We start from the raw sequence: 12,361 nt of genomic DNA on the forward strand, positions 1-12,361 counted from the left end.
GTCGCTGGGCGACCGGAACGTCCCAACGGCGGCCTCTCAGCGCAGGTCGAAGCGATCCGCGTCCATGACCTTGGCCCAGGCGGCGGCGAACTCGCGCGCGAACGACTCCTTCGCGTCGTCGCTGGCGTAGACCTCGGCCAGGGCCCGCAGCTCGGAGTTCGAGCCGAACACCAGGTCGACGCGGGTGCCCGTCCACTTGACCTCGCCGGTGGCGCGGTCGCGGCCCTCGAACCGGCCGCCGTCGCCGGCGATCGGCGCCCACTCCGTGCCCAGGTCGAGCAGGTTGACGAAGAAGTCGTTCGTCAGGGTGCCCGGGCGGTCGGTGAGGACGCCGTCCGTCGACCCGCCGGCGTTGGCCCCCAGGACGCGCAGGCCGCCGACCAGGACGGTCATCTCCGGCGCGCTCAGGGTCAGCAGGTTCGCCCGGTCGATCAGCAGGTACTCGGCGGTCAGCGTCTGCTTGCCCGACAGGTAGTTGCGGAACCCGTCGGCGACCGGCTCCAGCGCGTCGAACGACTCGACGTCGGTCTGCTCCTGCGACGCGTCGACGCGCCCCGGCGTGAACGGCACGACGACGTCGACGCCGGCGTCGGCCGCCGCCCGCTCGATCGCGGCCGAGCCCGCGAGGACGATCAGGTCGGCGAGCGAGACCTGCGCGCCGCCGGCCTCGTTGAACGCCCGCTGGACCTGCTCGAGCGCCCGCAGCACCGTGGCGAGCTGCTGCGGGTCGTTGACCTCCCAGTCCTTCTGCGGCGCCAGGCGCACGCGGGCGCCGTTGGCCCCGCCGCGCTTGTCGCTGCCACGGAACGACGCGGCCGAGGCCCACGCCGTCGACACCAGCTGCGAGACGCTCGGGCCCGAGGCCAGGATCTGCTCCTTCAGCGTCGCGATGTCGGCGTCGCCGATCCCGTTGGCCGGCGGCGCGGGCAGCGGGTCCTGCCAGAGCAGCGCCTCGCTCGGGACCTCGGGGCCGAGGTAGCGCGAGACCGGGCCCATGTCGCGGTGCGTCAGCTTGAACCAGGCGCGGGCGAACGCGTCCGTGAACGCCGCCTGGTCGTCCTTGAAGCGGCGGGAGATCTTCTCGTACGCCGGGTCGAAGCGCAGCGCCAGGTCGGACGTGAGCATGCGGGGCTCGCGCTTGCCGTCGCCGAACGCCTCGGGGACCAGGTCGGCGCCGCCGCCGTTCTTCGGCCGCCACTGGTTGGCCCCGGCCGGGGACTTCGTGAGCTCCCAGTCGTAGGCGAACAGGATGTGGAAGAACTCGTTGTCCCAGCGGGTCGGGTGGTAGGTCCAGGTGACCTCGAGCCCGCTGGTGATGGCGTCGGGGCCGGCGCCGGTGCCGAAGCTGTTCTTCCAGCCCAGGCCCTGCTCCTCGAGCGGAGCGCCCTCGGGCTCCGGCCCGACGTACTGCTCCGGATCGGCGGCGCCGTGGGTCTTGCCGAAGGTGTGGCCGCCGGCGATCAGCGCGACGGTCTCCTCGTCGTTCATCGCCATCCGGCGGAACGTCTCGCGGATGTCGCGGGCCGAGGCGAGCGGATCCGGGTTGCCGTTCGGGCCCTCCGGGTTGACGTAGATCAGGCCCATCTGGACCGCGCCGAGCGGCTCCTCGAGCTGACGGTCGCCGCTGTAGCGCTCGTCGCCGAGCCACTCGCGCTCCGGGCCCCAGTAGACGTCCTCGTCCGGCTCCCAGACGTCCTCGCGGCCACCGGCGAAGCCGAACGTCTGGAAGCCCATCGACTCCAGCGCGACGTTGCCGGCCAGCACCATCAGGTCGGCCCAGGACAGGTTCCGGCCGTACTTCTGCTTGATCGGCCAGAGCAGCCGGCGCGCCTTGTCGAGGTTGCCGTTGTCCGGCCAGCTGTTGAGCGGGGCGAACCGCTGCTGCCCGGCCCCGGCGCCGCCGCGGCCGTCGCTGATCCGGTAGGTGCCGGCGCTGTGCCAGGCCATCCGGATCATCAGGCCGCCGTAGTGGCCGAAGTCGGCCGGCCACCAGTCCTGCGAGGTCGTCAGGAGGTCGGAGATCTCCTGCTTGACCGCGGGCAGGTCGAGGGACTCGAACGCCGCGGCGTAGTCGAACTGCTCGCCGAGCGGGTTCGCGACGGCGGGGTTCTTGGCCAGGATCTTCAGGTTGAGCCGCTCCGGCCACCAGCCGCGGTTGCCGCCGCCCTGGGTCGGATGGGCGGCGCGGCCGTGGGCGACCGGGCAGCCGTTCGCGCGCTCGTCGTTCATCTCGCCGACAACGGCGTCGGGCTTCTCGGACACGGGGATTCTCTCCGGGGTGACAGGTGGACTGAGGACGTCCCTCAAGGGGCGGCCGGCCGGGCCGCCTGGGCTATTCGACCACCCTACCTAGCTCTAATGCAAGACGCGTAAAGACAATGTTCTTCAAGTAGAGGCGCTCTAGTCGGCGCTCAGGATCCGCCGCTTCTGGTCCTGGAACTCCGCCTCCGTGAGGACGCCGGATGCCCGCAGCGCGGCCAGCCGCTCCAGCCGCGCGAGGCGCTCGTCGGTCCCGTCAGCCGCGGCGGGCCGGCCGGCGGCCGCGACGCCGTCGCGGACCGCGCCGGCCAGCGCCTCGACGTCGAGGCCGAGCGCCTGGAGCTTCGCCCGCTGCTCGGGGCGCAGGTCGGACAGATCTCCCCCGGAGACGTCGATCACCTGCGGGGCACCGAAGGCGGACGCCCACCCGGCCGCCCCGGGCCCGCTGGCGGGCTGCTCCGGGCGCTCTCCCCGCAGGGCCGCCGCGAGCGCCTCGGCGCTCTGGACCGCTCGCTGCCGCGTCTCGGGCACCTCGTCCCAGGCGATCCTGAGACGCGCCGGGTCGGCGGGATCGAGATCGACCGGGAGCACCATCCCAGGCGACGGCCAGCGCTTGGTCCGGACGATCGCCCGGTGCTCGACCGAGGTCGCCGGAACGCCGGGAGCCTGGACGACGAGCTGCATCCGGCAGGTCTGACTGACGCTGTCGCCGGTGTTGCCCGAGCACCCGACCACCTGCGCGGTCCCGCGGACGGCGTCGGCGCCGGGACCGCGGCGGAAGCGATCGAGCAAGCCCATGCGCCGAACCGTACGGGGACCGCCGGCCGCTGTCGACCGGCCCCATCGGGCCGCGGGCGCCCCGGCCGCGTGGCGGATCGCCCGTCACGCGGCCGAGGGCGGGCGCCCCGGCATGCCGCGTTCAGCGCCCGTACGGCCCGGTCGTCGGAGCGGCGGCGCCGACCTCGCCGCGATCGCCGGCCCTGCCCCAGCGCCAGACCCCCGCCGCGCAGGCCACCAGCGCCGCCACGAACGCGGCGATCCCCGCGATCCGCAGCACCAGCGCGATCGGATCCTCGGCGCCCGGCAGGTCCCAGATCTCGTAGATCAGCTGCCCCCAGTCGTGGTGGTCGCTGTCGCCGGTGATCAGCGGCAGCGACCGCTCGCGCGCGTCGGCGACGTAGGTCGCCGCCGCGTAGCAGGACGCGGACAGGAGGTTGAGCACGACGACCACCGCCCCCGTCCGGCGCTCGCGGATCGCGAGCCCGAGCATCGCCAGCGGGACCAGCAGCTGCAGCAGCGTGCCGGCGAGCAGGATCGCCGTCCGCCAGCCGGTCGGCATCAGCAGCAGGTGGCCCGCCTCGTGGAACAGCAGGTTGACCGTGTGCGCCAGCTGCGCCAGCGCGCCGATCGGACCGCCGCCGTACTCGACCCCCGGATCCTCGACCCACAGCCGATGGGCGAGCAGGATCGACACGAAGGCGGCCGCCAGCGCCAGCAGCGGGTGCAGCCGGCCGGGAGCGAGCCGCCGGATCAGGCGCGAGGGCATCCCCCGGACCATCGGTGGCCCACCGCCCGCGCCCGCCCCGAACGCCCCCGCCCTCGACGAACGACGGAGCGCCACCCGGCCGCCGAGGGCCCACCGCAACCTTGACAAAGCTGTGGCAAGGTTGGCTCGTTCGCTGGTAGCCTTGGGGCATGGCCGAGCGTGACTACCTGGCAGCCGTGCGTGAAGGGGTCGTCGTCTTCGACGGCAGCATGGGCGCGCTGCTGGAGGAGAAGAACCTCTCGCTGGAGGAGGACTACCGCCTTCCCGGCCGCGCGCACGAGGTCCTGGTCCTCAACCGCCCGGACGTCATCGAGGAGCTCCACACCACGATGCTCGACGCGGGCGCCGTGGTCCTGGAGACCGACTCGTTCCAGGCCTCGCGGCTGAAGCTCGACGAGTGGGGTCTGGCCGACCACACGCTCGAGATCAACGTCCGCGCGGCCGAGATCGCCCGCAAGGCGGCCGGTCCCGATCGCTTCGTCGCCGGCTCGATCGGCCCGACCGGGTTCCTGCCCAGCTCCGACGACCCGACGCTCGGCAACATCCTCTTCCCCGAGCTGGTGACCGTCTTCGAGGAGCAGTCGCGCGGCCTGATCCAGGGCGGCGCCGACCTGCTGATCATCGAGACCGCGCAGGACATCCTCGAGGTCAAGGCCGCGATCTTCGGCGCCCGCGAGGCGTTCAAGGCGACCGGCCGCCGGGTCCCGCTGCAGATCTCGGTCTCGCTCCTGCCCAACGGCGGCAAGATGCTGCTGGGCACCGACGTCGCCGCGGTCGTGACGACGCTCGAGGCGCTGAAGGTCGACGTGATCGGCCTCAACTGCTCGACCGGCCCCGAGGACATGCGCGACGCGATCCGCTACCTCGGCGAGAACGCGTCGGTCCCCGTCCACTGCATCCCCAACGCCGGCATCCCGCAGCAGGGCGTCAACGGCGAGACGGTCTTCCCCGAGAAGCCCCAGCCGCTGGCCGACGCGCTCGGCGAGTTCGTCGACGACTACGGCGTCGCGATCGTCGGCGGCTGCTGCGGCACGACCCCGGAGCACATCTCCGCGATCGCCGAGCGGGTCGCCCGGAAGCCCGCCGGCCGCACCGCCAACGCCGGCACCGTCGACCGCCGGATCCAGGTCTCCTCGATGATCGGCGCCGCCGACCTGGTCCAGGAGCCGCGCCCGACGATCGTCGGCGAGCGCGTCAACTCGCAGGGCTCGCGCAAGGCCAAGGAGCTGCTGCTGGCCGACGACTACGACTCGCTGGTCACGATCGCCGAGGGCCAGGTCGAGGGCGGCGCCCACGTCCTCGACGTCTGCGTCGCGCTGACCGAGCGCTCCGACGAGGCCGAGCAGATGCGGCAGGTCGTCAAGAAGATCAGCCTCACCCAGCCGGCGCCGATCCAGATCGACTCGACCGAGCCGGACGTGATCAAGGTCGCGCTCGAGCAGATCCCGGGCCGCGCGATCGTCAACTCGGTCAACCTCGAGGCCGGCCGCGACAAGATGGACGTCGTCGTGCCGCTGGCGCTGGAGCACGGCGCCGCCGTGATCGCGCTGACGATCGACGAGATCGGCATGGGCAAGACCGTCGAGCGCAAGCTCGAGATCGCCGAGCGGATCAAGCAGATCGCCTGCGACGAGCACGGGCTCGAGCCCGAGGCGCTGATCTTCGACCTGCTGACCTTCACGCTGACGACCGGCGACGAGGAGTGGCGCGACTCGGCCGTGCAGACGATCGAGGCGATCCGCGCGATCGGCGACCGGCTGCCGGGCGTCAAGACCTCGCTCGGCGTCTCGAACGTCAGCTTCGGCGTCGGCCTGGCGGCCCGCTCGGTCCTGAACTCGGTCTTCCTCTACCACTGCGTCGAGGCCGGCCTCGACCTGGCGATGGTCAACCCGGCGCACATCATCCCGATGGGCGAGATCGACCCGACCGAGCGGCAGCTGGCCGAGGACCTGGTCTGGAACCGCCGCGAGGACGCGCTCGAGCTGTTCATCAACCACTTCGAGTCGAAGGGCCCCGGCGAGGAGACCGCCGAGAAGGCCGACCCGACCGCCGAGATGGAGCCGGAGGAGGCGCTGCACTTCCGGATCCTCAAGCGCAAGAAGGACGGCGTCGAGGCCGACATCGACCGCGCCGTCGAGAAGCTCGGCGCGGTGCCGGTGCTCAACGACGTGCTGCTGCCGGCGATGAAGGAGGTCGGCGACAAGTTCGGCGCCGGCGAGCTGATCCTGCCGTTCGTGCTGCAGTCGGCCGAGGTGATGAAGAAGGCCGTCAAGCAGCTGGAGAACTACCTCGAGCGGACCGCCGACTACACCAAGGGCACCGTCGTCCTGGCGACCGTCTTCGGCGACGTCCACGACATCGGCAAGTCGCTGGTCAACACGATCCTGTCGAACAACGGCTACACCGTCGTCGACCTCGGCAAGCAGGTCCCGGTCGGCACGATCCTCGAGGCCGCCAAGGAGCACGACGCGACCGCGATCGGCCTCTCGGCGCTGCTGGTGTCGACGTCGAAGCAGATGCCGCTGGCCGTCCAGGAGCTGCACCGCGAGGGCCTCAAGTACCCGGTCCTGGTGGGCGGCGCCGCGATCAACCGCAACTTCTCCTACCGCGCCCTGCACCCCAACGGGCTCGACGACGACACCGTCTACGAGGGCGGCGTCTTCTACTGCAAGGACGCCTTCGAGGGCCTCGGCGTGATGGACCGGATGGTCGACGACGAGGCCCACCCGCAGATGCTCGAGGAGATCAAGGCGGGCGCGATCAAGCTCCGCGACGCGGCCAAGGAGGACGAGAACCTCCCGCCCGTCACCGACACGTCGGTCCGCTCCCCCGTCGCCACCGACGCGCCCGTGCCCGAGCCGCCGTTCTGGGGCGTGCAGGAGGTGCCGGTCGACATGGACGAGCTGTACCACCACCTCGACACGCACGTGCTGTTCAAGCTCCACTGGGGCGGCAAGGGGATCAAGGGCGACGCCTGGCGCAAGCTGGTCGAGGGCGACCCGACCGACGAGGACGCCGGCGAGGGCTTCCGCCACAAGCTCGAGCGGATGTGGCGGGAGCAGACCTACCTGCACCCGCGGGCGCTGATCGGGTTCTTCCCCTGCTACGCCGACGGCAACGAGATCGTCGTCCTCGACCCCGAGGACCGCACGACCGAGATCAACCGCTTCGTCACGCCGCGCCAGCAGAAGGGCGACCGGATGGCGACGTCGGACTTCTTCCGGCCCGGCGTCAAGCAGGAGGACGGCACCGTCGTCGCGCCCGAGCAGCTCGACGTGATCGCCGTCCAGGCGCTGACCGTCGGCGACGAGGTCACGCAGCTGATGGCCAAGCTCGAGGCCGAGGGCGAGTACGCCGAGCAGCTGTTCGTCCACGGCCTCGGCGTGCAGACCGCCGAGGGCCTGTCGGAGTGGCTGCACTGGAAGGTCCGCAACTGGTTCGGCATCCCGGTCACGCAGGGTCGCCGGCTGTCGTGGGGCTACCCCGCGATCCCCGACCAGTCCGAGCACGAGAAGGTCAAGGAGCTGCTCGACATCTCCCGGATCGGGCTCGACCTGACCGACGGCTACTCCCCCACGCCCGAGCAGTCGACGCTGGCGATGATCGTCCACCACCCGCAGGCCGTCTACTACGGCATGCGCAACGGCCGCTTCCTGCAGGACGGCTCGCCGGACGACGTGATCAAGGACAGCGAGCGCGATCCGACCCGGATCGAGGCCGACTTCCTGGAGTCCGAGGTCGACGACGCCGAGGCCGTCGAGGCCGAGGGCGCCGCGGCCTGAGCCGCGGCGCCGACGCCGCCCGCGCTCAGGCGGCGCGGGCGGCGGTCTCCAGCGCGACCCGGACGGCGACCTCGGGGTGCTCCCAGAAGAACAGGTGGCCCGTCGCCGGCAGCGTCTCCAGCCGCGCGCCGGGGATCTCCTCGGCCAGGACCGGGGCGTTCGGATAGGGCAGCATCTGGTCGTCGCTGCCGTGCACGACGGTCACCGGGACGTCGATCGCGCTCAGGCGGCCGGCCGTGTCGTGACCGCCGATCGCCTGCATCTGCTCGGAGATGACCCGCAGCGAGACCCGGTTCTCGCTGGTCACCGCGACGAACTCGGCGTAGGCGTCCTCGTGGCTGGCGAACTCGGCCGAGACGTTGATCTCCCAGCTGGCGCGCAGCGCACGGGCCCCGTCGCCGCTCTGCAGGGCCTCGACCAGGCCCTGCGTCACCAGCGGCTCGGTCCAGGTGCCCAGGACGTGGCCCGGCGTCGTGCAGCCGAGCACCAGCGACCGGACCCGCTCCGGGTGGCGCAGCGCCAGCTCCTGGGCGGTCATCCCGCCCATCGAGATCCCGAAGACGTCGATCGGACCGTCGATCCCGAGGGCGTCGAGGGCGGCCGCCTGGTCGTCGGCCAGGTCGGCGATCGTGTACGGCCCCGGCGCCCGGCTCGAGCGGGCGACGCCGACGTGGTTGACGCTGATCAGCTGCCGGCCGGCCGTCAGCAGGCCGTCGAGAAACCAGCGCCCCCAGTGCCCGTGGGTCGCGGCCATCCCCTGGATCAGCAGCGTCGGCACGCCGTCGCCGTGGCGCAGGACCGTGCGGACGGTGCCGTCGGCCAGCTCCAGCGGCACCGCGGCGTCGGGCCGCAGCAGCGCGGCCGTCGTGTCCCCGCCGGATCGCTGGGAGGCCCCGCTCGGGGGTTCGCGATCGACGGCGGCGGTGGGATGCTCCATCCCACCCGACGGTAGACGAGTTCCCGCGCCGGCTCGTCAGCGCCCGCTGCCCGCGGCCCCCGACCGGGGGGTCCCGGCCCCGAACGGCGGCGGGGGCTGCGGGGCGTTCCCGGTCGGGGCCGGCGGCTGGCCGGGAAGCCCGGCCACCACGTCGAAGCTGCCGTCGGACGCCGTCACGCGAACCTGGACGACGGACGTGCCGCCGTCGTCGAAGCGGACGCTGCAGACGAACCGGGTGCCGACGCTCAGCGCCGCGCCGCCACGACAGCGGGCGACCGCTGGTCGACCGGTGCGATCGGCGACGACCGTCGCCACCTGCCCACCGGCGCCGCCGCCGTCGACGACCTCGGTCGCGCAGCCCGCCAACCCCGCGGCCACCAGCCCGGCGACGCAGAGCGACGCGCGGCGGGCGGCGATCGGCGTCAGGACTCGGCCTCCGCGCCGACGCGCGAGCCGGCGACCGCCCCCGCGGGCAGCGGCGGCAGGTCGACCGGGCTGGCGTGCAGGGCCCGCATCCGGACGTCGCGCCAGGTCACGCCCTCGGCCAGCATCGCCGGCATCCCGAGCGCCAGCGCGGTCGCGATCTCGACGGCCTGGAGGACGATCCCGTAGCCGAGCGCGTCGGCGTTGCTGACCCCGTAGCCGAGTCCCAGCACCGTCACGCAGGCGGCCTGGAAGACGCCGAGGTTGGACGGGGTCGCCGGCAGCACGGCGGTCACGTTGACCGCGAACAGGACCGCGGCGGCGGCGCCCATCCCCTCGTGGATCCCGAACGCCTTCAGCAGCAGGTAGCAGCCGAGCCACTGCAGCGCCCAGGCGAACAGCTGGGCGCTGATCGCGACGAAGCCGTGGCGGGGCTTGGTGAACACCCGCAGGCCGCTGCGCAGCGCGTGCGCCCAGCCGCGGAGCTTGGCCTGCAGCTCGCGCAGCTTCGGCGAGCGCGGCCGGTGACGGCGCAGCAGCAGCGGGCCGAGGAGCAGCACCAGCAGGATCGCCACCGGGGCGATCGTCAGCGTCAGCAGCGCCCCGTCGCCGTCCTTGAAGAGCCGGATCGACCCGATCATCACCGTCCCCAGCAGCACCAGGGCGGCGACGTTGATCAGCGTCTGCGAGACGAGCGTGCCGAGCACCACCGGCAATCGCTCGCGCGGGCGGCCGGCGCGACGGGCGATGATCAGCGCGCGCGAGGGCTCGCCGAGGCGGGCCGGCAGCGTCGCCGACATCAGCACGCCGATCGCGGTCGCGCGGAAGGTGTCGCGCTGGCGCAGCGCGGCGTCGGGGATCGCAGCCCGCAGGATCGCGTGCCACGAGATCGCGCGGAACGCCATCGAGATCGCGAAGACGGCCAGCGCCATCAGCACCCAGGCCGGCGACGAGCGGACGAAGCTGTTGGCGATGCTGTCGATCCCGATCCGCTGCAGCGCCAGCGCGCCGAGGCCGACGGTGCCGCCGACGGCGGCGGCGACCAGGCCGCGACGGGCCAGCCGACGGCGGCGGGCGCGACGGGCGGCCTTGCCGGCGATCACCGGGGCGTCGGGCCGCGGCATCCGGCGGGCGGGGACCGGCTCGCGACCGTCGGCGGGACGGAAGCCGTGGCGAACGGCGGCGCGGGCGATGACGCCGGAGGGCTGCGGCGCGCGCTGGGCGTCCTCGTAGACGCCGACGACGCGGGCGGCGATCCGCGGCCAGGCGTAGCGGTTGGCCGAGCGGCGGGCGGCCTCGCTCATCGTGCGGCGGCGCTCCGGGCGCAGCGCCAGGTCGCGGAGCGTGTGGGCCAGCGCCTGCGCGTCGCCGGGCGGGACGAGGATCCCGTCGCGGCCGGCCGAGACGACGTCGCGGTAGCCCACGATGTCGGAGGCGACGACCGGCACGCCCTGGGCGAACGCCTCGGTCAGGACCATGCCGAAGCTCTCGCCGCCGAGCGACGGGGCGCAGAGGACGTCGGCGTCGGCCAGCTCGCGGTGCTTGGTCTCGTCGTCGACCCGGCCGAGGATCCGGACGCCGTCGAGGCGATCGTCGAAGGCGACCCGGCGGACCTCCTCCTCCTCGGGGCCGATCACGACCAGCTCGACCGGCAGCTGCTCGCGCAGCGCGTCGAACGCCCGCAGCAGGATCGGCAGGCCCTTGCGCTCGACGGCCTGGCCGACGAAGGCGATCTTCATCACGCCCGGCGGGCGGCCGGGGCGGTCGGCGGGGCCGGTCGCGTCGGCCGCCAGGTCGACCCCGTTGGGGATCACCCGGTAGCGGCCGCCGTAGTAGCGCTGCCCGGTCCAGGCGGCGGCGTCCGAGACGGCGATCCGCTCGACCAGCCGGTTGAGCCGCCGGCGGGCGCCGAAGACGACGCCGGCGCCGTTGGTCAGCGAGTTCGCCGAGTAGCAGTGGAAGGTGCCGACGAGCGGGGTGTCGCAGGTCAGCAGCGTGTCCCACCCGAGCAGCGGGGCGTGCGGCTCGTGGACGTGGACGACGTCGTAGCCGCCGGTCGCGAGCGCCGTCCGCAGGCGGGCGACCGACGAGGGGTTGATCGCGAGGTTCGAGACGGCCCCGTTCGCGGGCACGCCGACGGTTCTTCCAAGCGGGACGAGCCACTCCGGCACGCTCCGCTCCTGGGGCCAGGCCCCACGGTGCAGGCGAGCAGCGAGGCGATCGGCTGGGTCGTAGGGCGCGAGCACCTGGGCGTCGTGCCCCTGCTCGCGCAACTCCCGCGCCAACGCCTCGATGTGCCGAGTGACGCCCCCGGGGAAGGTCCACGAGTACGGCGACACGAGCGCAACGCGCATCAGCTAGAGGTTACCCGTCAGGGCCGTCGGGTTACGTGCGGGAGCCAAGGAGATCGTGCTCGCTGGGGCACGACGGCGGGCAGGGGGCGCATCCTGGAGCGCCCGGCGGAACCGTCGAGAGGAGGGGACGCCGACATCCTCGCAAATCCGACGTCCGTCCCTCGGCCGATTTCGGTCGATCGTCGCTCCTCCTTTCGACGGAGGCGCCGCCGGCCCTTCCATGGCCGTCGTCGCTCAGCCGCCGGGGCGCTCGGCGGCGGTGCCGGCCGGGTCGTCGCGGCACGCGGCGGGCAGCGCCGGCGGCGGGCCGGCGGGATCGCGGGCGCCGCCCCAGGCCTTCCAGACCTCGGCCGCGGGGAAGCTGCGCCGCAGCCGCTCGTCGAGCAGCCCGACCGGGAAGAAGCGGTCCTCCCGCAGCGAGTACTGGAAGGCGGCCGTGACCCGCGGGTCGTGGTACCAGCGCAGCAGCTGGCCGTGCAGCAGCCGGCACTCCGACGCCAGCACTCGCGCCGAGACGTCGCGACGGCCGCCGCCGCGTGGCGCGCCGACGCCGGTCTCGGTGATCCAGGCCGGCCGGCCGTCGAGGCAGGGCCGGCGATCGAGCTCGCGGAGCCCGGCGGCGACCGGCTCGCCGCGTCCGCTCCGTGGTCGCGCCTCGAGGTAGCCGTGAAGCGTGACGACCGCGGCCCGGCAGAGGACGTCGTCGGGCAGTGCCCGCAGGAACTCGTCGGCGGGGACCGCCCGACCGCTCGGCGCCGCCCACGAGGCCAGCTCGCCGAGCACCAGGCGGCCGCGAGCTCGCGGGTCGAGCGCCCGCAGCTGCTCGTCCATCGCAACCGCCATCCGGGCGTAGGCGGCGGGCGACGAGGGCGCGGCGTCGTCGCGGCAGGCGGTCCGCTGGGGGCTCAGGAAGTAGGGGGCGTTCGGCTCGTTCCACGGGGTCCAGCCGTCGACCCGGGCCCCGGCCGCGCCGGCGGCCGCCGCGACCGCCCGGATCGCCGCCCGGTAGTCGGCCTCGCGGCCGGGGGCGAGCGGCCGGGCCCCGTCCCGCACCGGCGCC

Annotated in this window: 7 protein-coding genes and 1 pseudogene; 1 reads left to right on the forward strand and 7 read right to left on the reverse strand. The window is 73.5% G+C overall.

What is annotated here, in order from left to right:
• Positions 1–36 precede the first annotated feature (36 nt).
• The 3 genes from katG to PAI11_RS24535 all read right to left on the reverse strand — a co-directional run bounded on the left by katG (position 37) and on the right by PAI11_RS24535 (position 3,805).
• A complete protein-coding gene (gene katG, locus PAI11_RS14860; RefSeq protein ID WP_007576296.1) occupies positions 37–2,262 on the reverse strand; it encodes a catalase/peroxidase HPI in 2,226 nt (741 codons plus the stop codon).
• Between the two features lie 138 nt (positions 2,263–2,400).
• The gene (locus PAI11_RS24530; RefSeq protein ID WP_007576297.1) at positions 2,401–3,057 is read right to left on the reverse strand and encodes an SHOCT domain-containing protein; all 657 of its coding nucleotides are present in this window, start codon (positions 3,055–3,057) and stop codon (positions 2,401–2,403) included.
• A gap of 121 nt (positions 3,058–3,178) precedes the next feature.
• Entirely contained in the window at positions 3,179–3,805 is a 627-nt protein-coding gene (locus PAI11_RS24535; RefSeq protein ID WP_007576298.1) for a hypothetical protein, read from the reverse strand.
• A 149-nt stretch (positions 3,806–3,954) separates the two neighbouring features.
• On the opposite strand from PAI11_RS24535, the gene PAI11_RS14875 reads away from it, so the two are divergent.
• Positions 3,955–7,587, forward strand: coding sequence for a methionine synthase (locus PAI11_RS14875; protein WP_007576300.1), 3,633 nt, complete (start codon positions 3,955–3,957; stop codon positions 7,585–7,587).
• 25 nt (positions 7,588–7,612) lie between these two features.
• Here PAI11_RS14875 and PAI11_RS14880 read toward each other — a convergent pair whose 3' ends face one another.
• The 4 genes and pseudogenes from PAI11_RS14880 to PAI11_RS27340 form a co-directional block, all read right to left on the reverse strand.
• Positions 7,613–8,524, reverse strand: a complete 912-nt coding sequence (locus PAI11_RS14880; protein ID WP_007576301.1) for an alpha/beta fold hydrolase — start codon at positions 8,522–8,524, stop codon at positions 7,613–7,615.
• A 36-nt stretch (positions 8,525–8,560) separates the two neighbouring features.
• Positions 8,561–8,902: a DUF4333 domain-containing protein gene (locus PAI11_RS14885; protein WP_007576302.1), complete on the reverse strand. Its 342-nt coding sequence runs from the start codon at positions 8,900–8,902 to the stop codon at positions 8,561–8,563.
• Between the two features lie 44 nt (positions 8,903–8,946).
• Positions 8,947–11,301 (reverse strand): flippase-like domain-containing protein, encoded by a 2,355-nt coding sequence (locus PAI11_RS14890; RefSeq protein WP_040600465.1) that lies wholly within the window; start codon positions 11,299–11,301, stop codon positions 8,947–8,949.
• Between the two features lie 234 nt (positions 11,302–11,535).
• Positions 11,536–12,361 (reverse strand): annotated as a pseudogene (locus tag PAI11_RS27340) (hypothetical protein); the annotation flags it as partial.

It is taken from the genome of Patulibacter medicamentivorans (genome assembly GCF_000240225.1).
In the GTDB taxonomy this organism is placed as follows: Bacteria; Actinomycetota; Thermoleophilia; order Solirubrobacterales; family Solirubrobacteraceae; genus Patulibacter; species Patulibacter medicamentivorans.